General features: G+C 71.8%; 23 protein-coding genes. 14 read left to right on the top strand and 9 right to left on the bottom strand.

Features of this window, described 5'->3' with window-relative positions:
• The first annotated feature begins 37 nt into the window (after window positions 1-37).
• Window positions 38-1,024: a DUF5937 family protein gene (locus OG440_RS11195; RefSeq protein ID WP_406006699.1), complete on the top strand. Its 987-nt coding sequence runs from the start codon at window positions 38-40 to the stop codon at window positions 1,022-1,024.
• Here OG440_RS11195 and OG440_RS11200 read toward each other — a convergent pair.
• From OG440_RS11200 to OG440_RS11210, 3 genes are all read right to left on the bottom strand, one after another.
• The gene (locus OG440_RS11200) at window positions 1,018-2,001 is read right to left on the bottom strand and encodes a matrixin family metalloprotease (RefSeq protein ID WP_406006700.1); all 984 of its coding nucleotides are present in this window, start codon (window positions 1,999-2,001) and stop codon (window positions 1,018-1,020) included. The genes OG440_RS11195 and OG440_RS11200 overlap by 7 nt on opposite strands.
• A gap of 147 nt (window positions 2,002-2,148) precedes the next feature.
• Entirely contained in the window at window positions 2,149-2,451 is a 303-nt protein-coding gene (locus OG440_RS11205) for an MTH1187 family thiamine-binding protein (RefSeq protein ID WP_406006701.1), read from the bottom strand.
• On the bottom strand, window positions 2,448-2,792 hold the full coding sequence (locus tag OG440_RS11210; protein ID WP_406006702.1) for a DUF3817 domain-containing protein: 345 nt from the start codon (window positions 2,790-2,792) through the stop codon (window positions 2,448-2,450). Before OG440_RS11210 ends, OG440_RS11205 begins: the two co-directional genes overlap by 4 nt.
• A gap of 169 nt (window positions 2,793-2,961) precedes the next feature.
• On the opposite strand from OG440_RS11210, the gene OG440_RS11215 reads away from it, so the two are divergent.
• The 4 genes from OG440_RS11215 to OG440_RS11230 all read left to right on the top strand — a co-directional run bounded on the left by OG440_RS11215 (window position 2,962) and on the right by OG440_RS11230 (window position 5,624).
• Entirely contained in the window at window positions 2,962-3,594 is a 633-nt protein-coding gene (locus OG440_RS11215) for an AIM24 family protein (protein WP_406011316.1), read from the top strand.
• Window position 3,595: 1 nt separating this feature from the next.
• The gene (locus tag OG440_RS11220) at window positions 3,596-4,246 is read left to right on the top strand and encodes an AIM24 family protein (RefSeq protein WP_406011317.1); all 651 of its coding nucleotides are present in this window, start codon (window positions 3,596-3,598) and stop codon (window positions 4,244-4,246) included.
• Between the two features lie 2 nt (window positions 4,247-4,248).
• Complete coding sequence (locus OG440_RS11225; RefSeq protein ID WP_406011318.1) at window positions 4,249-5,055, top strand: AIM24 family protein; 807 nt, start codon at window positions 4,249-4,251, stop codon at window positions 5,053-5,055.
• Between the two features lie 92 nt (window positions 5,056-5,147).
• On the top strand, window positions 5,148-5,624 hold the full coding sequence (locus OG440_RS11230) for a MarR family winged helix-turn-helix transcriptional regulator (protein WP_406006703.1): 477 nt from the start codon (window positions 5,148-5,150) through the stop codon (window positions 5,622-5,624).
• 203 nt (window positions 5,625-5,827) lie between these two features.
• Here OG440_RS11230 and OG440_RS11235 read toward each other — a convergent pair whose 3' ends face one another.
• The 3 genes from OG440_RS11235 to OG440_RS11245 form a co-directional block, all read right to left on the bottom strand.
• Entirely contained in the window at window positions 5,828-7,054 is a 1,227-nt protein-coding gene (locus tag OG440_RS11235) for an MFS transporter (protein ID WP_406006704.1), read from the bottom strand.
• A gap of 227 nt (window positions 7,055-7,281) precedes the next feature.
• Complete coding sequence (gene meaB / locus OG440_RS11240) at window positions 7,282-8,238, bottom strand: methylmalonyl Co-A mutase-associated GTPase MeaB (protein ID WP_406006705.1); 957 nt, start codon at window positions 8,236-8,238, stop codon at window positions 7,282-7,284.
• A gap of 72 nt (window positions 8,239-8,310) precedes the next feature.
• A complete protein-coding gene (locus OG440_RS11245) occupies window positions 8,311-9,522 on the bottom strand; it encodes an acetyl-CoA C-acetyltransferase (RefSeq protein ID WP_406006706.1) in 1,212 nt (403 codons plus the stop codon).
• A 152-nt stretch (window positions 9,523-9,674) separates the two neighbouring features.
• On the opposite strand from OG440_RS11245, the gene mce reads away from it, so the two are divergent.
• The 7 genes from mce to OG440_RS11280 all read left to right on the top strand — a co-directional run bounded on the left by mce (window position 9,675) and on the right by OG440_RS11280 (window position 19,495).
• Entirely contained in the window at window positions 9,675-10,115 is a 441-nt protein-coding gene (mce, locus tag OG440_RS11250) for a methylmalonyl-CoA epimerase (protein ID WP_406006707.1), read from the top strand.
• 232 nt (window positions 10,116-10,347) lie between these two features.
• The gene (scy, locus tag OG440_RS11255; protein WP_406006708.1) at window positions 10,348-14,229 is read left to right on the top strand and encodes a polarized growth protein Scy; all 3,882 of its coding nucleotides are present in this window, start codon (window positions 10,348-10,350) and stop codon (window positions 14,227-14,229) included.
• 183 nt (window positions 14,230-14,412) lie between these two features.
• Window positions 14,413-15,351: a cellulose-binding protein gene (locus tag OG440_RS11260; protein ID WP_256911601.1), complete on the top strand. Its 939-nt coding sequence runs from the start codon at window positions 14,413-14,415 to the stop codon at window positions 15,349-15,351.
• Between the two features lie 85 nt (window positions 15,352-15,436).
• On the top strand, window positions 15,437-16,432 hold the full coding sequence (locus OG440_RS11265) for an ABC transporter ATP-binding protein (RefSeq protein WP_406006709.1): 996 nt from the start codon (window positions 15,437-15,439) through the stop codon (window positions 16,430-16,432).
• Window positions 16,433-16,434: 2 nt separating this feature from the next.
• Window positions 16,435-17,205 (top strand): ABC transporter permease, encoded by a 771-nt coding sequence (locus OG440_RS11270; RefSeq protein ID WP_406006710.1) that lies wholly within the window; start codon window positions 16,435-16,437, stop codon window positions 17,203-17,205.
• Between the two features lie 110 nt (window positions 17,206-17,315).
• Window positions 17,316-18,617: an ABC transporter ATP-binding protein gene (locus OG440_RS11275; RefSeq protein ID WP_406006711.1), complete on the top strand. Its 1,302-nt coding sequence runs from the start codon at window positions 17,316-17,318 to the stop codon at window positions 18,615-18,617.
• Entirely contained in the window at window positions 18,614-19,495 is an 882-nt protein-coding gene (locus tag OG440_RS11280; RefSeq protein WP_406006712.1) for an ABC transporter permease subunit, read from the top strand. Before OG440_RS11275 ends, OG440_RS11280 begins: the two co-directional genes overlap by 4 nt.
• Window positions 19,496-19,498: 3 nt before the next feature.
• Here the strand turns inward: OG440_RS11280 and OG440_RS11285 are convergent, their stop codons facing one another.
• The gene (locus OG440_RS11285; RefSeq protein ID WP_406006713.1) at window positions 19,499-19,828 is read right to left on the bottom strand and encodes an ATP/GTP-binding protein; all 330 of its coding nucleotides are present in this window, start codon (window positions 19,826-19,828) and stop codon (window positions 19,499-19,501) included.
• A 222-nt stretch (window positions 19,829-20,050) separates the two neighbouring features.
• Here OG440_RS11285 and OG440_RS11290 point away from each other — a divergent pair, with 222 nt between their 5' ends.
• Window positions 20,051-21,079 (top strand): LLM class flavin-dependent oxidoreductase, encoded by a 1,029-nt coding sequence (locus OG440_RS11290; protein ID WP_406006714.1) that lies wholly within the window; start codon window positions 20,051-20,053, stop codon window positions 21,077-21,079.
• Between the two features lie 83 nt (window positions 21,080-21,162).
• On the opposite strand, the gene OG440_RS11295 is transcribed toward OG440_RS11290, so the two are convergent.
• The gene (locus OG440_RS11295) at window positions 21,163-21,555 is read right to left on the bottom strand and encodes an SCO5389 family protein (RefSeq protein ID WP_406006715.1); all 393 of its coding nucleotides are present in this window, start codon (window positions 21,553-21,555) and stop codon (window positions 21,163-21,165) included.
• 320 nt (window positions 21,556-21,875) lie between these two features.
• On the opposite strand from OG440_RS11295, the gene nucS reads away from it, so the two are divergent.
• Window positions 21,876-22,547 carry an endonuclease NucS gene (gene nucS / locus OG440_RS11300; protein ID WP_406006716.1) on the top strand — a complete coding sequence of 224 codons (672 nt, stop codon included), beginning with the start codon at window positions 21,876-21,878 and terminating at the stop codon, window positions 22,545-22,547.
• A gap of 70 nt (window positions 22,548-22,617) precedes the next feature.
• Here the strand turns inward: nucS and OG440_RS11305 are convergent, their stop codons facing one another.
• Entirely contained in the window at window positions 22,618-25,167 is a 2,550-nt protein-coding gene (locus OG440_RS11305) for an ATP-binding protein (RefSeq protein WP_406006717.1), read from the bottom strand.
• Window positions 25,168-25,366: the final 199 nt, after the last annotated feature.

A 25,366-nucleotide genomic window follows, 5' to 3' on the forward strand; every position in this document is an offset into this window, starting at 1 on the left:
AGTTTCGGGCACCGCCGAATGTTCGAGAGGTGAGGTCGTGCCGTCACACCTGCATTTCGGGGAGGACGACTTCCTGCGCTGCCGCTTCGCCGTGTCCCCGCTGTGGGAGACGCAGGAGGTCGTGCGCACCCTCAAGCGGCCCGACCGGCACGCCTACCACGCGCCCTGGCTGCGCGGGGTCCGTACGGCCGCTCAGGCGCTCGACCTGACCGGGCTCTGGCTGCTGATGCCACGTCGGGGCCACACCCCCGACTGGCTGTGCCCGCCGCCGGTCGGGCCCGCGGCCGGGTTCGAGGAGGAGATCGCCGCGGTCCTGGCCGCCGACCCGCGGGCCGCTCGCGCGGACACCGCCCGCTCGCTCGCGGACACCCCCGGCGCCCTGGAATCGCCCCGGGGACGGGCCTGGCTGGCGGATCCGGAGCGGATGATCCGGGAGCTGACCGGCGTACTGGCGGAGGTCTGGCACACCCTCCTCGCGCCGGACTGGCCCCGGCTGCGCGCCCTGCTGGAGGCGGATGTCGCCTTCCACTCGCGCCGGCTTGCCGAGGTCGGCCTGGGCGGGCTGCTGCCGGAGATCGACCGGCGGTGCGGCTGGCGGGCCGGCACCCTGACCATCGCCTCGAACGGCGAGCACGAGCGGCACCTGGGCGGGCAGGGGCTGGTCCTGATGCCGAGCGTGTTCGCGTGGCCGGACGTCGTGAGCGGCTTCGACCCTCCCTGGCAGCCGACGCTGGTCTACCCGGCGCGGGGCATCGGCGGCCTGTGGACCGACACCACCGCCCACTCCCCCGAGGCGCTCGTCCGGCTGCTGGGCCGGGGCCGGGCCTCCGTGCTCGGCGCGCTCGGCGATCCGGCGACCACCTCCGCCCTCGCCCACCGGCTGGGCCTCGCCCCGTCCTCGGTCTCCGCGCACCTGACGGTGCTGCGCGACTCAGGGCTGCTGGTGTCCCGGCGCTATGGCCACCAGGTGCTGTACGAGCGGACGCCGCTGGGGATGGCGCTGGTGGCGGGCGGCGCTCAGTAGAGGCTGCGCAGGCCGAGGACGTCACCCTTGCCCAGCGTGCGGGCGCCCGTGGAGCAGGCGAAGGAGTCCGCGTACATGGTGAGGTTCTCGTGCCCGGGGCCGGAGTGGCCGAGGCCGAAGACGTGCCCGGCCTCGTGCGTGGCGACGCTGCGGATGTCGTACGCGTGCGTGCAGGCGCCGGACGGGCGGTTCGTGAACGGGAAGTCGTGGGTGTTGAAGCGGACGTCGGCCTCGAGCAGTTCCTCGGGTCCATTGGGCACCGGGCGGCTCCAGGAGCAGGTCGTCGCGACGGCCTCGCCGCCGATGTCGCCCGCGTCCCACACGCTCAGACCGTCCCGCCGGGTGCAGCGGGCCGCGCGGTCGATGCCGGCCTCGTTGCCGGTCCCGGACAGGAACCTCGCCTTCGCCGCGACCCTGTCGTCGAAGCCGCAGTCGTTGCGGCTCGTGGTGATGGTGGCGATGGCGTCCTCGAAGGCCCGCCGGCCCTCGGCGTGGGACAGCCGGCCCGGCAGGGGGCCGTCGCCGATGAACCACTCGTACGTGCCGTACTCCTTGCGGCCCTCGGTGGAGTAGGCGCCGTCGGCGCAGGGGGCGGGGGCGTCGGCGCGGGCCCCGGCGACGGCTGCCGCCGCGCGGGCCGGCTCCGCCTCGTAGGCGTAGGAGACCGTGCCGTCGGCGGCGACCCTCAGGGTGAAATCGTGCCCCGCCCCGTCCGCCGTGAGCGCGTCGACACTGACCGTCGTGCCGGGCTCGGGCACCGCCACTCCGGCGCCCTCATGGGTGACGACACGGCCGACGGCGGCACAGTCGAGCACGGAGGAGCCGGCGGGCAGGTCGTCCACGGTCAGTTCGCCCCGGGCGAGCGCGCACGCGCGCGGTGGGGGCGCTTCCCCCACACAGACCACCGCCAGCGATGCCGCCACCAGGAACGCCGTGACCGCCCTGCCGACCGGTCCCGGTCCGCGCCGCCCTGCCACCGCACACTCCTCTTGGATGCCACGCCAGGCGCGGAACTTGATCGGCCTCGGGTGACATTAGCCAGGCGGCACCGGCCGCAACCCCATCCGATATGGCCCGTTCGAGCGACTGTTGCCCAAACGGGTGTCCCGACGCCGTCGCTTCCGCTACTCCGAGCGCTCCTGCAGATGCCGCTCCACCGTCTCCACCTTCGAGGTCAGACCGTCCGTCACACCGGGACGGATGTCCGCCTTGAGGACAAGGGAGACCCGAGGGGCCCGCTCCTCGACGGCTGCGACGGCGCGTTTGACGACGTCCATGACCTCGTCCCATTCCCCCTCGATGGAGGTGAACATGGCGTCGGTGTGGTTCGGGAGGCCGGACGCGCGGACGATCCGGACGGCGTCGGCGACGTACTCGCCGACGTCCTCGCCGACACCCAGCGGCGTGACCGAGAACGCGACGATCATGCCTTCGCCACCGCTTCCTGACGGGCGCGGGAGGCGATGACCGCGTCCTCGGCCTCACGGCGCAGCTTGCGCTCGGCGAAGAAGCCGCCGGTCGGCAGGACCGACAGGACGAAGTAGAGGGCCGCGGTCCCGAAGGACCACTTCGCGCGGTTCCAGGCGTCCGCCCAGAAGAGCACGTACAGGACGAACAGCACGCCGTGGACCATGCCCATCACGGGCACCGCGTTGAAGTCCGTGGTCCGCTTCAGCACCGAGCAGATCAGCAGCAGGATGAAGGAAACGGCCTCGGGGGCGGAGACCAGGCGCAGGCGGCGGAGGGCGGAGGCTGTCTTCAGGTCCACGGATCACCTTCGGGGGGAGGTACGGCGGCGAACAGGGCGGTTTGTGAATGCACGCACAAGCGTTCGTCCATTGTGGCAAACGGTTCACCTAGGGGTGCGTTCAGGGTCGTTCTCCATCCTCGGGTGCTGTTCGGCACACCCGTCCGGCCGATACCTTCGCCGCGTGGCGATGTTTCGACTCCAAGGCAGCAAGGTGCTGGCCGTCGACATGACCGGGGACGCCGTGAAGGCGAAGAACGGCTCGATGGTCGCGTACGACGGACAGATGGCGTTCAAGAAGCTCAGCGGCGGCGGTGAGGGCATCCGGGGGATGGTCACCCGGCGGCTCACCGGTGAGCAGATGACCATGATGGAGGTGAGAGGGCAGGGGACGTGCTGGCTGGCCGATCGCGCCTCCGAGATCAATCTCGTCCAGCTCCGGGGGGACAAGCTGTACGTCGAGTCGAGCAACCTGCTCGCGACCGACGCCGGGCTCAGGACCGGGACGAGTTTCACCGGGATGCGCGGCGCGACCCAGGGCAACGGACTGTTCACGACGACCGTCGAGGGCACCGGCCAGGCGGCCATCACCTCGGACGGCCCCGCCGTGGTGCTGCGCGTCAGCCCGCAGTACCCGCTGACCGTCGACCCCGGCGCCTATGTCGCGCACCAGGGCAATGTCCGGCAGTCCTTCCAGTCCGGTGTGACCTTCCGCACGTTCATGGGTGAGGGCGGCGGTGAGGCCTTCCAGATCCGGTTCGAGGGGGACGGCCTGGTGTACGTCCAGCCGAGCGAGCGCAACACGATCGCGGGGGATGTGTGAGATGACCTTCCGTGAGATCAACTCCAAGATGGTCGAGGCGACCCTCGTCCCCGGCGGACGGCTCTTCAGCCAGCGCGGCGCCATGCTCGCCTACCGCGGCGAAGTGGCCTTCACCCCCAACGTCCAGGGCGGGCAGGGCGGGGTGATGTCCATGATCGGGCGGCGGCTCGCCAACGAGGACACCCCCCTGATGACCGTCGAGGGCAGCGGCACGGTCCTCTTCGGGCACGGCGGCCACCACGTCCAGGTCATCCGGCTCACCGGCGACACCCTGTACGTCGAGGCGGACCGCCTGCTCGCCTTCGAGGGCACCCTCCAGCAGGGCACGATGTTCCTGGGCTCCCAGGGCGGGGTCATGGGCATGGTGCGCGGCCAGGTCAGCGGACAGGGCCTGTTCACCACCACCCTCAAGGGGCACGGGGCCGTCGCCGTGATGGCCCACGGCGGAGTCTTCGAGGTGCCGATCACCCCGCAGCGCCCGGTCCATGTCGACCCCCAGGCCTACGTCGCCCACCACGGCGACGTCCGCAACAAACTGTCGACGGCGCTGGGCTGGCGGGACATGGTGGGCCGGGGTTCCGGCGAGGCGTTCCAGCTCGAGCTGAGCGGCAGCGGTGCGGTGTTCGTCCAGGCGTCCGAGGAGAAGCTGTGAGCATGTACGGGGCTCCGGGCGGCGGCCCGACGGTGCACGACCCGATGACCTTGCCGGTCGACGACAACGTGAACAGCTACACCTTCTGTGTGGAGCTCAAGGGGAGCCAGTGGTTCCTCCAGAAGGGGAAGATGATCGCCTACTACGGGTCGATCGACTTCAACGGCATCGGACACGGCCGGCTGGACCGTCTGGTGCGCACTTCGTTTCATTCGCCTCTGCACGCAAGCGACTGGGTCGTGGCGGAGGGTTCGGGCAAGATGCTCCTCGCCGACCGGGCCTTCGACGTGAATTCGTACGACCTGGACGACGGCAACCTGACCATTCGCTCGGGCAATCTGCTCGCTTTTCAGCCAACTCTGTCGCTCAAGCAGTCGATCGTGCCGGGATTTCTGACGCTGATCGGAACCGGCAAGTTCGTCGCCGCATCTAACGGTCCGGTGGTGTTCATGGAACCCCCGATCCGGGTCGACCCGCAGGCACTCGTCGGCTGGGCCGACTGCCCCTCTCCCTGCCATCACTACGACCACGGGTACATGACCGGCCTGATGGGCGGTCTACGTGCGCTGACAGGCCTCGGAGGGGCTTCCGGGGAGGAGCACCAGTTCGAGTTCGTGGGGGCCGGGACGGTGCTGCTCCAGTCGACCGAGCTGCTCATGGCCGAGCAGGCGACGGGGGCGGTTCCGCACGAGCCGGGAGTGCCCGGCGGGGGCGCCGTGCCAGGTGGGCACGGTGGCCACGGAGCGCAAACCGGCGCACCGCGCCTTCCCGGACAGCTGGGAGACCTCCAGCGTCGCTTCGGGCTGTGAGCGGTAGTCTGCGGAGTGTGACATCGAACGCGTGCGCGCCGTCACACCACCGTCACTAGTTCGCCTTTCAACATTTTAGGTAGACTTCATCTATGGAGACCGAAACGGCCACACACTGGCTGACCGATGCGGAGCAGTGCGCCTGGCGCACCCACCTGGAGGTCAACAGGCTGTTGACGTACCAGCTCGAAAAGGATCTCCAACCGTTCGGCCTGACCATGAACGACTACGAGATCCTGGTGAATCTCTCCGAGTCGGAGGGCGTCCGGATGCGGATGAGCGACCTCGCGTCCGCCACCCTCCAGTCCAAGAGCCGTCTCTCGCACCAGATCACCCGCATGGAGAGCGCCAACCTGGTGCGCCGCGAGAACTGCGAGTCCGACCGCCGCGGCCTGTACGCGGTCCTGACCGAGCACGGCCTGGAGACGATGCAGAAGGTCGCGCCCCATCACGTGGAATCCGTGCGGCGGCACTTCATCGACCTGCTCTCGCCCGAGGCCACGACCGAACTCTCCAAGGCCCTGAAGCCCGTCGCGGAACACCTCCGCGGGCAGCGCGGACGCCCGTGAGGGACGACCGCTAGACGATCGGCCCGGACCCCATCGGCCCAGGCCCATCGATCCCGGCCCATCGATCCCGGCCCGCGATCCAGACCGATCGGTTCAGGCGATCGGTGCGAACGGTCGGTTCAGCGACCGACAGGCGGAGCTCCCACAGGGCTCCGCCTGTCGGCGTCACACGACCCGGGCCCGCGCTCCCGCCCCAGCCCCGGTCAGGCGAGGGGTACGAGATCGTTCGCGCCCCGCCAGGAGCCGCGGGCGACGGCGGCCGCCGCCAGCAGGACCACCGCTCCGGTCAGCGCGAAGCACACCGCCACCGGAAGGGACCCGGCCAGCGCTCCGGCGATCGCCGTACCGGCCGTACTGCCCGCGTTGACGGCCGTGTTGACCCACGCCCCCGCCCGCACCCGGGCCTCCGGCGCGGCCGTCTCGTCGGCGATGAGATAGGCCGTGGTGATCGCCGGCGACACGAAGAACCCGGCGGCCGCGACGGCTGCGGCCAGCGTGCCGAGCCCCGGCGCGAGTCCCGCGCCGCACAGCGTCAGCCCGAGCCCCGCCGTGAGCAGCGGCAGCCGCGCCCCGGTCGACGCCCGCCAGGTGAGCGCCCCGTTGAGCAGCCCTCCGACGGCGCTGCCGGCCGACAGCGCGGCCAGCACCCAGGCGGCGCTCGCCCCGCCGGTCCCGTGCCCGTGCCGCTCGGCGAACGCCACGACCAGCAGATCGACCGCACCCAACGCCAGTCCCACGCCCGCGACGGCGGCCACCGGCCGCCCGAGCCCGCGCAGACCGCCGCCGCCCCGGCGTGCGCTGGCCCGCTGCGGCCCCACCGCCCGCACGGCCGGCGAGGACAGGAACCCGGCCGTGCCCACGGCCATGAGGGCCGCCCCGACGACGATCCCCGCGGTCGGCGGTGCGAAGCCGACGAGCACGCCGACGAGCAGGGGTCCGGTGACGAAGAGAAGTTCCTCGGCGACCCCGTCGAGGCTGTACGCGCGCTGCAACAGCGCGCGGTCCGGGGTGAGCCTCCCCCACACCGCCCGCATGGTCGGCCCCAGCGGCGGTACGCAGGCGCCCGCGGTGGCGGCGAGGGCCCCCGGCACGGCGGCCGAGGTGCCGGCCGGACGGGCGAGGGTCAGGGTCAGCAGGACGAGGACCGCCAGGTAGGCGGCGGTCATCGGGACGAGTGCCCGGCACGGCCCGTGCCGGTCGATGAGGGCCGCCCTGGCGGGCGACAGGAAGACGGTGGTGGCCCCGAACAGGGCCATCACGGTGCCCGCCACCGCGTACGAGCCCGACGAGCGGGTCACGGCGAGCATCAAGGACAGCGGGACGATCCCGTATGACAGCCGTCCGGTCAGGGCGGCGGCGAAGGTACGGCGGGCGTGCGGAACGCGCAGGACGACGGCATACGAAGGCCGCACCGCAGGCGAAGCGGACATGAGGAGTTCCTCGACTCATGGCAGGAGAAAGGGGACGCCTGATCGCCGCGAGACGGTGCGGCGGACGCCGCTCACCGTTCGCGGGCCGGGGCGGCCCCTATGCCAGGAGGAGGAACATGGACATGACCGTATCAGCGCGGCCCGGACGCCGGCGACGCCTTCGGCGAGGTGCTCGTCGGCGCCTTCGCACACCGGCCGCGCGTCGGCCCCGGGTCGGCCCGTCGCCCTCAGCCCTGTGTCAGCCCCGCCACCAGTTCGTCCGCCGCCCGGTAGGGGTCCAGTTCACCGGCGACGATGCGCTCGGCGAGAGTGCTCAGCCGACGATCGCCGTGCAGGTCCCCGATGCGTTCGCGCAGGGCCGTGACGGCGATCGTCTCGACCTCGCGGGCCGCGCGGGAGCGGCGCCGCTCGGTGAGGACACCGTGCTCCTCCATCCACGCGCGGTGCTTCTCCAGTGCCTCGACGACCTCGTCGACGCCCTCGGCGCGGGCCGCGACCGTCTTCACGATCGGCGGGCGCCAGTCCCCGGGACCGCGGGCCTCCCCGAGGCCGAGCATATGGTTCAGCTCACGGGCGGTGGCGTCGGCACCGTCCCGGTCCGCCTTGTTGACGACGTACACGTCGCCGATCTCCAGGATCCCGGCCTTGGCGGCCTGGATGCCGTCACCCATGCCGGGGGCCAGCAGAACGACACTCGTGTCCGCCTGCGACGCGATCTCGACCTCCGACTGACCGACGCCGACCGTCTCGACCAGGATCACGTCGCAGCCCGCCGCGTCGAGCACCCGGATCGCCTGCGGGGCCGACCAGGCGAGACCGCCCAGATGACCGCGGGTGGCCATCGAGCGGATGTACACGCCCGGGTCGGAGGCGTGCTCCGACATCCGGACGCGGTCGCCGAGCAGGGCACCGCCGGAGAACGGCGAGGACGGGTCGACGGCCAGCACCCCGACCCGCCTGCCCTGCTTGCGGTAGGCGGTGACCAGCGCGGACGTCGACGTGGACTTGCCCACGCCCGGTGAGCCGGTCAGGCCCACCACATACGCGTTGCCGGTGAGCGGGGCCAGCGCCTCCATGACCTCCCTGAGCTGCGGGGACGCCCCCTCCACCAGGGAGATCAGCCGGGCCACGGCCCGCGGCCGGCCTTCCCTGGCCTGGGCGACCAGCGAGGAGACGTCCTGCATCACAGCTCCGTTCGATCCGTTCGATCTGTCGATCCGTTCCGGGTGAGACGCGCACGAGACGTGCGGCAGGCCTCAGGCCTTGGGCACCCGCACGATCAGCGCGTCACCCTGACCGCCGCCGCCGCACAGCGCGGCCGCGCCCACGCCGCCGCCCCGGCGCTTGAGCTCCAGGGCCAGGTGCAGGACCAGGCGGGCACCGGACATGCCGATCGGGTGACCCAGGGCGATGGCACCACCGTTGACGTTCACCTTGTCCGTGGACACGCCGAGATCCTTCATCGACTGCACCGCCACGGCGGCGAAGGCCTCGTTGATCTCGATCAGGTCGAGGTCGGAGACCTCCAGTCCGTCCTTCTTCAGGGCGTGCAGGATGGCGTTCGAGGGCTGGGACTGGAGCGAGTTGTCCGGTCCCGCCACATTGCCGTGGGCGCCGATCTCGGCGATCCACGACAGGCCCAGCTGCTCGGCCTTGGCCTTGCTCATCACGACCACGGCCGCCGCGCCGTCGGAGATCTGCGAGGACGTGCCCGCGGTGATCGTGCCGTCCCTGGTGAACGCCGGACGGAGCTTGCCCAGGGACTCCGCCGTGGTGTCGGCGCGGATGCCCTCGTCCTTGCTGAAGACGACCGGCTCGCCCTTGCGCTGCGGGATCTCGACCGGGGTGATCTCGGCCTCGAAGACGCCGTTCTTCTGCGCGGCGGCGGCCCTCTGATGGCTCAGCGCGGCGATCTCGTCCTGCTCGGGACGCGCGATCCCGAGCCGGGTGTTGTGCTTCTCCGTGGACTCGCCCATGGCGATGTTCTCGAAGGCGTCGGTGAGACCGTCGTACGCCATCGCGTCGAGCATCTCGATCGCGCCGTACTTGAAGCCTTCGCGGGACTTCGGCAGCAGGTGGGGGGCGTTGGTCATGGACTCCTGACCGCCGGCCACCACGATGTCGAACTCACCCGCGCGGATCAGCTGGTCGGCCAGCGCGATCGCGTCGAGGCCCGACAGGCACACCTTGTTGATGGTGAGCGCCGGGACGTTCATCGGGATGCCGGCCTTGACCGCGGCCTGACGGGCCGGGATCTGCCCCGCCCCGGCCTGGAGCACCTGCCCCATGATCACGTACTGCACCTGGTCGCCGCCGATTCCCGCACGGTCGAGGGCGGCCTTGATCGCGAAGCCGCCGAGGTCGGCTCCGGAGAAGGACTTCAGGGAGCCCAGCAGCCGTCCCATGGGCGTCCGCGCGCCCGCGACGATCACCGAGGTCGTGCCGTTGGAGCCAGTCGATTCAGTCATGAGCTGCGATTCCCCTTACCGGCCTTGCACGGGCCGAGGAGTGAACGAGGGTTTACTTCGAATGTACTGAGTGGCACTCCGTGCCGTCATCGGGCCGTCAGTGTGATCGCGCGCACGTTGCGTAACCACCGCGCTCGCGCTCCACTGACACCATGCTGACGCGAATCGACCACATCGGGATCGCCTGCCACGACCTCGACACGACCGTCGAGTTCTACCGTTCCACGTACGGCTTCGAGGTGTTCCACTCCGAGGTCAACGAGGAGCAGGGCGTGCGCGAGGCCATGCTCAAGATCAACGATACGTCCGACGGCGGGGCGTCCTACCTGCAACTGCTGGAGCCGACACGGCCGGACTCCACCGTCGCCAAGTGGCTCGACAAGAACGGCGAGGGCGTCCACCACATCGCTTTCGGTACGGCGGATGTGGACGCGGACGCCGCGGACATCAAGGACAAGGGCGTACGCGTTCTGTACGAAGAGCCGCGACGCGGCTCCATGGGGTCACGAATCACTTTCCTGCACCCCAAGGATTGCCACGGAGTACTGACAGAACTGGTCACTTCGGCGGCCGTTGAGTCACCTGAGCACTGACCCTCGTACATATGGGCCGGTAGGGTTGGGGGCGGTCGCCGCTCACACCGGGGCGACCCGGTCCTGCCGTACGGCGGCGGGACGCAGCCGGGGTCCGGGTGTCGGGGGACGAGCGTCGGGGCAGCAGCCCATGCTCCGTCGTTGATCTGACACCATTCCCCGGGAGCCCCGTTCGGCGGATGGACGGAGCTCGTACGGGAAGCATGCGACCAGGGACGGATGGGACCGCGCAGTGCGGGGCTACGAGAGCCAGGAGCGGGAGCCGGCGGCTGACGTCGACCACCTGACTCGGTTCGAAGCCGAGATGAAGCGGCTGAAGACCGAGCGGGAAAAGGCGATCCAGCATGCCGAGGACCTCGGCTACCAGGTCGAGGTGCTGCGCGCCAAGTTGCACGAGGCGCGTCGCACCATCATGTCCCGGCCCGCCTTCGACGGCGGCGACATCGGGTACCAGGCCGAGCAGATGCTGCGTAACGCGCAGATGCAGGCCGATCAGCTGCGGCAGGACGCCGAACGGGAACTGAGCCAGGCCCGGGCCCAGACGCAGCGCATCCTCCAGGAGCACGCCGAACAGGCGGCCCGGCTCCAGGCGGAGCTGCACCAGGAGGCGGTGGCCCGTCGTCAGCAACTCGACCAGGAGCTGGCCGAGCGCCGGCAGAACGTCGAGTCGCACGTCAACGAGAACGTGGCGTGGGCCGAGCAGCTGCGGGCCCGCACCGAGGCGCAGGCGCGCCGCCTCCTCGACGAGTCGCGGGCCGAGGCCGAGCAGGCCCTGACCGCGGCCCGCGCCGAGGCCGAACGGGTGGCCGCGGAGGCCCGTCAGCGACTCCAGGCCGACGCGGAGGCGACCCGCGCGGAGGCCGAGCAGCTGCTGCTGCGGGCCCGCACGGACGCCGAACGGTTGCTGAACGCCGCCTCCAGCCAGGCGCAGGAGGCCAGCGACCACGCCGAGCAGCTGCGCACCTCCACCGTCACGGAGTCCGACGCGGCCCGCCGACAGGCCGGTGAGCTCAGCCGCGCCGCCGAGCAGCGCATGTCCGAGGCCGAGGAGGCGCTGCGCAAGGCGCAGGCCGAGGCCGACAAGGTGCTCGCGGAGGCGAAGGCCACCGCCGAGAAGGCACTCGCCGGCGCGGAGGCCGCCAAGGAGCAGCGCACCCGTACGGCGAAGGAGCAGGTCGCCCGGCTGGTCAGCGAGGCCACCAAGGAGGCAGAGGCCACCAAGGCGGACGCCGAGCAGCTCGTCGCCGACGCCCGCGCCGAGGCCGAGAAGATCGTCGCGGAGGCCTCCGAGAAGGCCCGCACGCTCACCGCCGAGGAGAGCGCGACCCAGCTGTCGAAGGCGGCGAAGACCGCCGAGGACGTGCTGAACAAGGCACAGGCCGACGCGCAGAACACCACGAAGGCCGCCGCCGAGGAGGCCGAGCGGATCCGTCGCGAGGCGGAGACCGAGGCGGACCGGCTGCGCGCCGAGGCGCACGACATCGCCGAGCAGCTCAAGGGTTCGGCGAAGGACGACACCAAGGAGTACCGCGCCAAGACGGTCGAGCTCCAGGAGGAGGCCCGCCGGCTGCGCGGCGAGGCCGAGCAGCTGCGCGCCGACGCGGTCGCCGAGGGCGAGAAGATCCGCGCGGAGGCCCGCAAGGAGGCCGTCCAGCAGATCGAGGAGGCGGCCAGGACCGCCGAGGAGCTGCTGTCCAAGGCGAAGGCCGACGCGGACGAGCTGCGCCAGAAGGCCACCTCGGACAGCGAGAAGGTGCGCACCGAGGCCATCGAGCGCGCCACCACGCTGCGCCGGCAGGCCGAGGAGACGCTGGAGCGGACCCGCGCGGAGGCCGAGCGCCAGCGCGACGAGGCGGTGGAGCTGGCCGAGACCATCACCTCCAACGCCGAGCAGGCCGCGCTCGAACTGCGCGAGGAGACCGAGCGCGGGGTCGAGGCCCGGCAGGCCGAGGCCGCCGAGGAGCTGACCCGGCTGCACACCGAGGCGGAGTCCCGGCTCGCCTCCGCCGAGCAGGCGCTGACCGACGCCCGGGAGGAGGCCGCGCGGATCCGTCGCGAGGCCGGCGAGGAGGCCGAACGGCTTCGCTCGGAGGCCGCGGAGCGGATCCGCGTACTCCAGCAGCAGGCCGGGGCGGAGGTGGACCGGCTGCGCGACGAGGCCGCCGCCGACGCGTCCGCCTCGCGCGCCGAGGGCGAGGCCGTCGCCGTACGGCTGCGTTCCGAGGCCGCCGCCGAGGCGGAGCGGCTGAAGACCGAGGCGCAGGACACCGCCGACCGGGTGCGCGCGGAGGCGCAGGCCGCCGCCGAGCGGCTCGCGACCGAGGCGTCCGAGACGCTGGCCGCCGCCCAGGAGGAGGCGCTCCGGCGCCGCCGCGAGGCCGAGGAGCTCCTCGGTTCCGCCCGCCAGGAGGCCGACCAGGAGCGCGAGCAGGCCCGCCGGCAGAGCGAGGAACTGCTGGCCTCGGCGCGCAAGCGCGTGGACGAGGCGCAGACCGAGGCCGTCCGGCTGGTCGAGGAGGCCGACCGGCGTGCCAACGAGATGGTGTCGGCGGCCGAGCAGCACGCGCAGCAGGTACGGGAGTCCGTCGCCGGGCTGCACGAGCAGGCGCAGGACGAGATCAACGGGCTGCGTTCCGCCGCCGAGCACGCGGCGGAACGTACCCGGCGCGAGGCCGAGGAGGAGGCGGACCGGGTCCGGTCCGACGCCTACGCGGTGCAGGAGCGGGCCGCCGAGGACGCGAACCGGGTGCGGCGCGAGGCGAGCGAGGCGGCGGAGGCCGCGCAGGCGCTGGCCGAGCAGACCGTCGGCGAGGCGATCGCGGAGGCGGAGCGGCTGCGCTCGGAGGCGTCCGCGCACGCCCAGCGGGTCCGCACCGAGGTCTCGGACGCCATCGCCCAGGCGGACCAGGACGCGTCGCGCACCCGCGCGGACGCCCGGGACGACGCCAACCGCATCCGCTCGGACGCGGCGACGCAGGCCGACACCCTCATCACCGAGGCCCGCAACGAGGCGGAGCGGCTCCAGACGGAGACCATCGCCGAGGCCGAGCGCCTCCAGTCCGAGACGATCGCGGAGGCCGACCGGCTGCGGGCCGAGTCGGTCGCCAAGGCGGAGAAGCTGATCTCGGACGCCGCCGGGGACGCGGAGCGGCTGCGCGCCGAGGCCGCCGAGACGGTGGGTTCCGCGCAGCAGCACGCCGAGCGGATCCGCGCCGAGTCCGAGCGGGTCAGGACGGAGGCGGCCGCGGAGGCCGACCGTCTGATGAGCGTGGCCCGCGAGGAGGCCGACTCGACGCTGGACGAGGCCCGCAAGGAGGCCAACAAGCGGCGCTCCGAGGCGGCCGAGCAGGTCGACACCCTCATCACGGAGACCGCGGCCGAGGCGGACAAGCTCCTCACCGAGGCACAGCAGCAGGCGCAGCAGGTCACGGCGGACGCGGAGGCGCAGGCCGACTCGATGGTCGGCGCGGCCCGCAACGAGGCGGAGCGGCTGGTCTCCGAGGCGACGGTCGACGGCAACTCCCGGGTGGAGAAGGCCCGGACCGACGCCGACGAGCTGCTGGTCGGCGCCCGCCGGGACGCGACCGCGATAAGGGAGCGGGCGGAGGAGCTGCGCGACCGCATCACGAGCGAGGTCGAGGGCCTGCACGAGCGGGCCCGCCGCGAGGCCGCCGAGACGATGAAGTCGACCGGCGACCGCTGCGACGCGCTCATCAAGGCGTCCGAGGAGCAGCTCGCCAGGGCGCAGGCGAAGGCGAAGGAGCTGGTGTCGGACGCCAACTCCGAGGCCGGCAAGGTCCGTATCGCCGCCGTGAAGAAGGCCGAGGGGCTCCTCAAGGAGGCCGAGCAGAAGAAGGCGACGCTCGTACGCGAGGCCGAGGAGCTCAAGGCCGAGGCGATCCGCGAGGCCCGCCGCACGGTCGAGGAGGGCAAGCGCGAGCTGGAGGTGCTGGTGCGCCGGCGGGAGGACATCAACGCCGAGATCTCCCGGGTCCAGGACGTGCTGGAGGCGCTGGAGTCCTTCGAGGTCCCGACCGGCGGCAAGGACGGGGGCGTCAAGGCGGGCGCCACGATCGGGGCGCCCCGATCGGGCGGGAAGGCTTCGGACGGCTAGCGGAATGTGTGAATTGCGTTAAAGTCTCGCGCCTTTGACCGGACCTTTGGCAAGCGCTCTGCCGCTCAGCCACCCAAAAGGGGTGTCATTCTCCAGATCAAACACGTATACGCTCGATGACACACCGTTCCGGGCCCTAGGATTCCACCTATCACCTCACCGGTCTCATTCGACAGGAACCCCATGAGCGACACTTCCCCCTACGGCTTCGAGCTTGTGCGGCGTGGGTACGACCGCGCTCAGGTGGACGAACGCATCTCGAAGCTCGTCTCCGACCGTGACAGCGCTCTGGCCCGTATCACTGCTCTGGAAAAGCGCATCGAGGAGCTCCACCTCGAGACGCAGAACGCCCAGGCCCAGGTAAGCGACGCGGAACCGTCGTACGCCGGTCTCGGCGCGCGTGTCGAGAAGATCCTCCGCCTCGCCGAGGAAGAGGCCAAGGATCTGCGCGAGGAGGCCCGTCGCGCGGCCGAGCAGCACCGTGAGCTCGCCGAGTCGGCGGCCCAGCAGGTGCGCAACGACGCGGAGTCGTTCGCCGCGGAGCGCAAGTCCAAGGCTGAGGACGAGGGCGTCCGGATCGTCGAGAAGGCCAAGAGCGACGCGTCGCAGCTGCGTTCCGAGGCGCAGAAGGACGCGCAGTCGAAGCGTGAGGAGGCGGACGCCCTCTTCGAGGAGACCCGCGCCAAGGCCGCACAGGCCGCCGCCGACTTCGAGACCAACCTCGCCAAGCGCCGCGAGCAGTCGGAGCGCGACCTGGCGTCCCGTCAGCAGAAGGCCGAGAAGCGTCTCGCGGAGATCGAGCACCGCGCGGAGCAGCTGCGGCTGGAGGCCGAGAAGCTGCGCACCGACGCCGAGCGCCGGGCCCGTCAGACCGTCGAGACGGCGCAGCGCCAGGCCGAGGACATCGTGGCCGACGCCAATGCCAAGGCGGACCGGATCCGTTCCGAATCCGAGCGCGAGCTGGCGGCCCTCACCAACCGCCGCGACTCGATCAACGCCCAGCTGACGAACGTCCGCGAGATGCTCGCCACGCTGACCGGCGCCGCGGTGGCCGCGGCCGGTACGCCGTCCACGGACGACGAGCCGATCTCCCGCGGGGTCCCGGCGCAGCAGTCCCGGTAACGTCCACGGGTACGGCGACCGAACATCGGCGAAGCCCTCCGCCACTCCGGTGGCAGAGGGCTTTGTCGCGCTTTAGCGTGGCCGCATGATCGAGCTGTCGGGCCTGACGAAGCGGTACGGCGAGAAGGTCGCGGTGAACAACCTCACCTTCACCGTCAGACCGGGCATCGTCACGGGCTTCCTCGGTCCCAACGGTGCCGGCAAGTCCACCACCATGCGGATGATGCTGGGCCTCGACCGGCCGACCGCGGGGGACGTCCGGATCGACGGGCAGCACTACGACCGGCTCAAGGACCCCCTCACCTATATCGGCGCCCTGCTGGACGCCAAGGCCATGCACGGCGGGCGCAGCGCCTTCAACCACCTGCTGTGCCTGGCGCAGAGCAACGGCATCCCGAAGAGCCGGGTGCACGAGGTGCTGGACACGGTCGGTCTCACGTCCGTGGCGAAGAAGAAGGCCAAGGGGTTCTCGCTGGGCATGGGGCAGCGGCTGGGCATCGCCGGCGCGCTGCTCGGCGATCCCCGGATCCTGATGTTCGACGAGCCGGTCAACGGTCTCGACCCCGAGGGCATCCACTGGATCCGCAACCTGATGAAGTCCCTCGCCGCGCAGGGGCGGACCGTGTTCGTCTCCTCCCACCTCATGAGCGAGATGGCGCTGACCGCCGATCACCTCGTCGTCATCGGACAGGGCCGGCTGCTCGCCGACACCTCGATGGCCGACTTCATCGCGCAGAACTCGCGCTCGTTCGTCCGTATCCGCACCCCGCAGCGGGAGCGGCTGCTCGATGTGCTGCACGGCGCCGGGATCCTGGTCGTCGAGACCGGCAGCGGGGTGCTGGAGGTCGACGACGGCAAGTCCGAGCACATCGGGGAGCTGGCCGCGCAGCACCGGATCGTGCTGCACGAGCTGAGCCCCCAGCGGGCCTCGCTGGAGGAGGCGTTCATGCAGCTGACGGCCGAGTCGGTGGAGTACCACGCGCACACGGACCCGGCCGCGGACGCGCTGACGGCCCCGATCACGGGCACGCCCCCCGCACCGCCCCGGCAGCAGTGGGGCGACGACTGGACGAGGAGCTGATGATGGCGGCGACCCAGGTCATCCGGTCCGAATGGACCAAGATCCGGTCGGTGGCGTCCACGGTGTGGACGCTCTCCCTCGCCGTGGTGGTCACCATCGCCCTCGGCATGCTGATCTCGGCGCTGTCGAGCCACGAGTTCGACAACATGAGCCGCGACGACCGGCTCTCCTTCGACCCCACGTTCATCAGTTTCGCCGGGATGAGCCTCGGCCAGCTCGCGATGATCGTGTTCGGGGTGCTGGTCGTGTCGAACGAGTACAGCACCGGCATGATCCGGACCTCGCTGGCCGCTGTGCCGCAGCGCGGCACCTTCCTGTTCAGCAAGATCGCGGTGGCCACCGGGCTCGCGCTGGCCGTGGGGCTGGCCACCAGCTTCGTCACGTTCTTCCTGGGGCAGGCCATGCTCGGCTCCCACAAGGCGTCGATCGGGGACACCGGTGTCCTGCGGGCGGTCATCGGCGGCGGTCTGTACATGACGCTGATCGCCGTGTTCTCGATGGGTGTGGCCACGATGCTGCGCTCGCCGATGCTGTCGCTGGGCATCCTGATGCCGTTCTTCTTCCTGATCTCCAACATCCTCGGCAACGTCTCGGCGACGAAGAAGATCGGCCGGTATCTGCCCGACCAGGCCGGCAGCAAGATCATGCAGGTGGTCACGCCGATCGACGACGACACCCCGTACGGGCCCTGGGGCGGGTTCGCCATCATGGCGCTGTGGGCCCTCGCCGCGCTCGCGGGCGGCTACCTGCTGCTGAAGAAACGCGACGCGTAACGCTTTGGGCTTTGCTTTCATTTGAGCGGAACCGTCAGCGCCCCGATAGTCTCCTAACCCTTACGGGGGCGTGTGCCCTGCTGTCCTGAACCTTTCGATGGGTGCGGAGCATGATCGAAGCAGTCGGCCTGACCAAGCGCTATGGCGACAAGACCGCTGTGTACAACCTTTCCTTCCAGGTACGGCCCGGTGCGGTCACCGGCTTCCTCGGGCCGAACGGCTCGGGCAAGTCGACGACCATGCGGATGATCCTGGGCCTGGACAACCCGACCTCCGGGTCGGTGACGATCGGCGGCTACCCGTACCGCAAGCTGCCGAACGCCGCCCGCCAGGTGGGCGCCCTGCTGGACGCCAAGGCGGTGCACGGCGGCCGGCATGCCCGCAACCACCTGCTGAGCCTGGCCCAGCTGTCCGGCATCCCGGCCCGGCGGGTCGACGAGGTCCTCGGCGTGGTCGGCCTCCAGGACGTGGCGCGCAAGCGCTCCAAGGGCTTCTCCCTGGGCATGGGCCAGCGGCTCGGCATCGCGGCGGCCCTGCTCGGCGACCCGCAGGTGCTGCTCTTCGACGAGCCGGTCAACGGCCTCGACCCCGAGGGCATCCTCTGGGTGCGCAACCTGATGAAGTCGCTGGCCGCCGAGGGCCGCACGGTGTTCGTCTCCTCCCACCTCATGAGCGAGATGGCGGTGACCGCCGACCACCTGATCGTCATCGGACGCGGTCAGCTGCTCTCCGACATGAGCGTGAAGGACTTCATCTCGGCCAACTCCGCCGACTTCGCGCGGGTCCGCACCCCGCACACCGACCCCCAGCTGCGCGAGAAGCTGGCCTCCGCGCTCACCGAGGCGGGCGGCCATGTGCTGCCCGAGCAGGACGGCGCGCTGCGGGTCACCGGGCTGCCGCTGCCCCGCATCAGCGACCTCGCCCACGAGGCCGACGTGCGGCTGTGGGAGCTGTCGCCGCACCAGGCGTCGCTGGAGGAGGCGTACATGCGGATGACGCAGGGCGCCGTCGACTACCGGTCGACCATCGACCAGAAGGCCGGCCTCCAGCAGCAACTGCCGCCGGGCGCGCAACCGCCCATGCCGGTGCCGGGCCAGGGCCAGCCGGGCTGGTACGCCCCGCCGCCCCCGCAGCATCCCGGATACGCGCCCCCGCAGCCGGCCCAGACGCCGCCTGCGGCCCCCTACGGGGCGTACGGCGCCCCCGGGGCACCCGGCACGGCACCCGGCCCGAACGGGGCCAACCCGTACGCGCAGGCGCCCGCACAGGCCCCCGCCGCACCCGTGACCCAGGCTCCGGCGCCCGCCCCGGCCGCCGCGTCCCTGGACAAGGCGCCGCCCGCGCCCGCCCCGGCAGCTCCCGCCGCTCCCGCTCCCGACGCAGCACCGACCCAGTCCGAGGACGCCCGATGAGCACCCCGCAGCACCCGTCGCCGCAGGCCGCGCCCGCCTGGCAGGGGGCGCCCGGTCCCGCGTACGCCGCGGCCGGCCCCGCCTACACCTCGCCGATCCCGATCGTGCGCACGCACCTCGGGCACGCCATCGCCTCGGAGTGGACGAAGATCCGTTCGGTGCGCTCCACGATGTGGACGCTGGGCGTGTTCGTGCTGCTCGTCGTCGGCATCGGACTGCTGGCCGGCGCGATCGTCTCCGCGAACGCGACCGAGGGCGACCTCGCGAACGACACCGCCCTGTCGTTCGGCTTCTTCGGGCTGCTCCTGGGCAGCATGTGCATCATCACGCTCGGCGTGCTGACCACGGCCTCGGAGTACGGCACCGGCATGATCCGCACGACGATGGTGGCCTGCCCGTCCCGCGGCCGGGTGCTCGCCGCGAAATCGGTCGTCTTCTTCGCCGTCGCGTTCGTCGTCACGCTCGTGTCCTCGGGCTTCGTCGCCATGGTGGACGTGGGCATGCTGGGCGACGCACGGCAGCCGACCGGCTCGGAGTGGCTCAAGGCCACCTTCGGCGTGTCCCTCTACATCGCGCTGCTCGGGCTGATCTCGCTGGCCGTCGGCTCGGTCATCCGGCACTCGGCCGGCGCCATCACCATCATGATCGGCGTCCTGCTGGCCCCGCTGGTCATCGCGATCTTCATGTTCTCGTCCTCGCTGGAAGACCTGCGCCAGGCCCTGTTCGAGTACTCGATCCCGAGCCAGATGAGCGTCTTCTACTCGTCCTCGCTCAGCGACAGCGGGCCGAGCGGCTGGGACCCGCTGTGGATCGCGCTCGGCGTGACCGCCGCGGTGCTCGGCGGCGCCTTCGCCCTGCTGGAGAAGCGCGACGTCTGACGGTCAGAACCTCGGCGCGTTACGGGACCGCCGCACCCCCGGGGTGCGGCGGTCCCGTGCGTTCCAGCACGCCTTGTGCCAGTGCCGGCGGTCGTCCACGCCCGCGTGCTCGGGCCAGACGACGACATGCGGCACCCCGTCGGGGATCAGCTGGTCGCAGCCGGGGCACCGGTAGGCCTTGCCCTGGGCGCTCGCGCCGGCCACGTGCCGCACGCTCCACTGCTCGCCCTGCCAGCTCTCCCCCGAGTGCCAGCCGCCGTACCGGCTCGCGCGGTCGTCCTCGGCGCTCTGGCCGGGGCCCTCACCCTTGGGTCGGTTGCGACGCGGGGACACGGGACACCTCACGGGGCTATACAGGAAGCAGGAGTGGCGTCCAGCCTACGCGGCGAGCACGCGGGTATCCGTAGGGCAGCCATCCCCACAAGTCGCCCTCCCCGGCGTCCCATTCTCCAGACAATCCGCAAATCTCTCCGCCAGGCCGTGTCCTCGGCACGTGTCGGACGGTTATGCCGGGTGGGGGAGCTCCGCGTCGGAGCCAAGGAAGCAGGAAAGTCCATGCGCGTTGGAAGTTTCGTGTTGGGGGCCCAGTTCCCCGGCCAGGGCCAGGGCGAGGCGCTGCACCGCGCGGTCCGCTCGGCCGAGGTGGCCGAGGAGGCGGGCCTCGACTCGGTCTGGCTGGCCGAGCACCACTTCGTGCCGTACGGCACGTGCCCGTCGGCCGTCACGCTCGCCGCTCTGCTGCTGGGCCGCACCCACCGGATCCGGGTCGGTACGGCGGTCAGCGTACTGCCCACCGTCCACCCCGTCGCCCTGGGCGAGCAGGCCGCGCTGCTGCACGTGACGAGCGGCGGCCGCTTCTCGCTGGGCGTGGGGCGCGGCGGCCCATGGGTCGACCTGGAGGTGTTCGGCGCGGGCCTGGAGGCGTACGAGCGGGGGTTCCCGGAATCACTCGATCTGCTGGTGCGCTGGCTGCGCGACCCCTCGGTGGGGGCCGATGGCGAGCGGTTCCGCTTCCGCGAAGTCCCCGTCGTACCGCGGCCGTCGGAGGCGTTGACCGACGCCTCGGGCCCGGAGGTCGTCGTCGCGTGCACCTCGCCGGCGAGCGTACGGCTGGCCGCCGAGCGCGGGCTGCCGATGCTCCTCGGCATGCACGTGGGGGACGAGGAGAAGGCCGAGATGGTCGCCGCGTGGCGGCAGTACGCGCGCGCGGCCGGGCGGTCCGGGGACGAGATCCGGGGCGCCGCGCACGTCTCGGCGGGCGTCTGCCAGATCGCGGACCGGCGCACCGACGCGGTGGAGACCCTGGTGAAGGCGATGCCGGGCTGGCTGAGGCAGGGCCTCGACGCGCATGTGACGGTGGACGGCCGGGCCCGCTCCATGCGGGACCCGGTGGCATACACCGAACTGCTCTGCGGGCTGCACCCGGTGGGCACCCCACGGCTGTGCGCCGACCGGCTCGCGGCGACCGGCGAGCGGACCGGCATCTCGCGTTTCGCCCTGCTGGTCGAGGGTTCCGGCGACCTGGCGGCCACCGAGGAGAACGTACGGCGGCTGGGCTCGGAGGTGCTCCCCCACCTCCGGTGAACAGCCCAGCCGGCCGCGAGGCTTGCCGCTCCCGTACTGATGGAACCTCCCGCGTCAGGAGCGGCAAGCAACAGGCTCACGTGTCAGCAGTCCCGGAATTCCGGGGACTGGTTCAGCACCTGACTGCGGACCGAGGTGAAACGGGCGAGCTTCTGATCGACAGCCGGCTCCAACGGGAACACCGCCACCCGGTGGCAGTTCTGGAAGGCCAGCCGAACACCGAAGTGCCGCTGAAGCGCGCCGCGTATGGCGTCGCTCGCGAGCGCGCGCAGCAACTGCCCGCGTGCCTGCTCGTCCGGCGGGGGCGTCTGGTTGTCGGCGAAGTCTCCGCCGTCCACCTTCAGCTGGGCCACCAGGGAGCTGACCATCTCCCATGCGTAGGGCAGGGAGGTCCGGACGCAGTCGACGAATTCTGCTTCGTCGACCTCGCCTCGCTCGGCCTGTTCGAGTAGGGCCGGTGAGACGTCGAGCGACATGGGTACTCCTCTCGCACCCCCGGAACATCAGGGGTTGCCGGACAGGGAAAGGGAGTTCGCATGCCGAAACACCGCACACGCTGAGTACACGCATCGCGACCTCCCGTTCACTACGGTAGGCAACGGACCGTGACCGCACCAGGAGAATGGGCACATAGGGAACTCCAAGTAGGCACACAATCGGCCACTGTCGAGCACGTGCCGAACAATCGGTTACCAGGTCGAAACGGGCGGGGCCGGTGAGGCCCCCGTGGACGGTGGTGGAGAAGAGGAGCGGGCGAATCGCGTGCCCGGTGGGGCGTCGGATAGCGTTGCGGACCATGCGTCTCGTCATCGCCCGGTGCTCCGTGGACTACGCCGGCCGGCTCACCGCCCACCTGCCCTCCGCCCCCCGTCTCATCCTGGTCAAGGCGGACGGCAGCGTCTCGATCCACGCGGACGACCGGGCCTACAAGCCCCTCAACTGGATGTCGCCGCCCTGCACGCTGAAGGAGGGCGCGGGCGACGAGGAAGGCGTCTGGACCGTCGTCAACAAGGGCGGAGAGAAGCTCATCATCACGATGGAGGAGATCCTCCACGATTCCTCGCACGAACTCGGCGTCGATCCCGGCCTGATCAAGGACGGCGTGGAAGCACACCTCCAGGAACTGCTCGCCGACCGCATCGAGACCCTCGGCGAGGGCTACACCCTCATCCGCCGCGAGTACATGACCGCAATCGGACCCGTCGACATCCTGTGCCGGGACGCGGAGGGGCAGACCGTCGCGGTCGAGATCAAGCGACGCGGCGAGATCGACGGCGTCGAGCAACTCACGCGCTACCTGGAGCTGTTGAACCGCGACCCGCACCTCGCGCCGGTCCGCGGTGTCTTCGCGGCCCAGGAGATCAAGCCGCAGGCCCGGGTACTCGCCACGGACCGCGGCATCGGCTGCACGGTCCTGGACTACAACGCGATGCGGGGCATCGAGGACGACAAGCTGCGGCTGTTCTGACCCCTCCCCCGTACGACGAGAAGGGCCGGGTTCCTCAGAGGAACCCGGCCCCTTTCATGTGCCCGGAGGCTCAGATCAGCTGGTCCGGCGACGCCGAGGCGGAGGCGCCGGAGGAGCTGATCGAGCTCGCGGGCGAGGAGGACATCGAGCTGCTGGCCGAGTTCGAGGTCGGCGGGGTGCCCTCGGACGGGGGCGGGGTGGTGGTGTCGGACTCGGACGCCGAGGGTGAGGGCGACGAGGAGCCCGAACCGCTGCTGGACGAGCTGGACGGTGACGAGGAAGGCGACGAGGAGTGCGAACCGGACGTCGACGGCTTCGGCGTAGTGGACGACCCACTGCCGCCCGACCCATGTGAGCTGCTCGCTTCCGAGGACGGCTCCGCCTCCCCCGTCGGGGTGGGGTCGTCCGAGGTGCCCATCGTCCCGTCCGGGCCCGGGTCCGTCGGCCTGCTGGTCGCGTCGCCCGTGTCCGTGGAGCCGGCGTCGTCGCCCGGGGTGTCCGAGTCGAGTCCGCCGTCGCCCAGGCCGGTGCCGGCGGACGGATTGACGCCGACCCGGTCGGAGGGGTTGTCGGCGTCGTTGTTGGAGGTGGCGCCGAGCGTCACGACCGTGCCGAGGACGGCGACGAGCAGCGCTCCCGCGCCGGCCGCGACCAGGTTGCGCTTGGCCAGGGCCTTGAGGCCGCCCCGGGTGTGGCGGGTCGGCGGGCCGGCGGGCGCGTGCCGGGCGACGACGGTCCGGGCCTCCGACGGGTAGGTCGGGAGCACCGCCTGGACGCCGCGCGGCGGGGACGCCGACTCCTCGTGGCGCGCCTCGGGCACCTCCTCGCCCGCCGTCGCCGCCGCGAGGCCGGGTATGTCCCCGGAGCGGTCGGCGACCAGGGCGAGGGCGCGGCGGCCGGCGACGGTCCCGCGCTTGTCGGCGATCGCCCCGCGCAGGGCGAGGGAGGCCTCCAGCTCGGAGCGGGCCCGGTCGAGGTCTCCGCCGCAGAGGGCGAGGACGCCCATCTCGTGGTGGAAGTAGGCGCGGTCGGCGGACTCCCCGGCGAGCCGGGCGGCCTCGGCGCCCTCGTGCAGGGTGCTCTCCCAGGCGCTCCAGTGCAGGCCCGCGGCGAACGCGGGCGCGGCGGTGCGGGCGAGCCGGACGGCGGTGGACTCCTCGTCCTCGCCGGTCCGGGTCGTCGTGGGGACGATCACGGCGAGGGCGGCGAGCACGGCGTCGGCCTCCGCGCACACCCGCTCGGGTGTGACGGAGGGATGTCCGGTCCACCAGGCGTAGTGCTGGGCGGCGGAGTCGGCGCGGGCCTCGAGGTCGTCGCCGTATCCGGCGGCCTCGAGCTGGGTCTGGACGCCGGCGGCGAGCCGGTAGCGGGTGCCGACCGGGGAGACGAGCCCGCAGGCGGCCAGTTCGCCGAGGGCCGCGTCGGCGTGGGTGTCGCCGACCAGGGCGGGCAGGTGCGCCTGGTGCGGGATCTCACCGTCCAGGGCGACGGCGAAGCGCAGGGTGGCGCGGGCGGAGGCACTGAGGCGAGCGGCCAGCAGCGGCGCGGGCGCGGCGGCCTCGCCGAGCGAGGGCAGGGGTATCTCCTCGGCCTCGCCGGCTCCGGCGAGGCCGTCGACGGAATCGGCGAGCGGCCGGGCGTCCTCGAAGACACCGAAGGCGTCGACCGCGTCGGCGCCGGCCCGCAGCTGGTCGCGCTGCGAGAGCAGGGCGCCGGCCTGGACGAACCGGAGCGGCAGGCCCTCGGACTCGAACCACAGGTCGCCGGCCCAGTTGGCCTCCTCCTCGGTGAGGACGCGGCCGACGCAGTGCTCGATCACCTCGACACCGCCCGCGCGGTCCAGCCCGGTGAGGACGACCTCCTCGACGGCGGACTCCGCGGAGGGCGGCGGGGTGTCCGGGGTCGCGCCGAGCAGGAAGGCGCACTCGGGCGTCGCGTCCAGGAGCTCGTCGAGGGCGGCGCCGCCGAGGTCGAGATCGTCGACCACGACGACCGCGCCGATCTCGCGCACCAGGGCGCTCAGGTCGTCGGGGTCGGGGCGGTACCGGGGGGCCTCGTAGACGGCGTGGAAGAGATCGTGGAGGAGGTCGGCCGAGGTGCGCCGGAAGCCCGTGAGACGGACGACGCCGTCGGGGGCGAGGTCCTCGCAGTCCTCCGCGACGAGGTCGAGGAGGCTGGTGCGGCCGGAGCCGGCCGGTCCGGTGAGACGGACGGAGCGGCCGCGGGCCAGCAGGCGGACCAGTTGTTCGCGTTCGTCCTGGCGGCCCAGCAGCGGCTGCGCGGGCCGGGTGGTTCCGGCGGGGGCCGCCGGCCGGGCGGCGCGCTCGGCCTCGGCGCGCCGCTCCGCGGTGCGCTTGGCGGGACGCTCCGGTACGTCGGTGGGCGGGCAGAGTTCTATCTCGCTGCCGTCGACCGGGTTGACCGTGAGCAGGTGTTCGCCCGCGACGAGCCGCACGGTGCGGGCCAGGGCCGGCGTGTGCTGGCTGAAGTCGGGCGTGAGGGGATCCCTGGGCGGGCGCGGGCGCGGCGTGCCGCCTTCCCCAGTCTCGAATTCGCTCGACTGGGAGGTGCCCCCACCGTCCTGGCCGTACTCCTCGGGTCCCCGGGTGTTCGGGTCCATAGGTCCAAGCCCCCCAAAAGCGTCGTGTGGCGGTAGCCCCTCCCGGCCTTGCTGCACACTGCGCTGTCGCTTCTGGTCCGGTACCCGCTCGAGGGCTGAGGGCGGCGGGCAGACGAACCGTAAACCTTCGCACAGTATCTACGACAGCCCGGGGTGCCGGGCCGCCCGAAGGGTCACAGTCTCGTGAGGATTGCGCCCG

Origin of the sequence: Streptomyces sp. NBC_00637 (assembly GCF_045161545.1) — a bacterium.
Classification (GTDB): Bacteria; Actinomycetota; Actinomycetes; order Streptomycetales; family Streptomycetaceae; genus Streptomyces.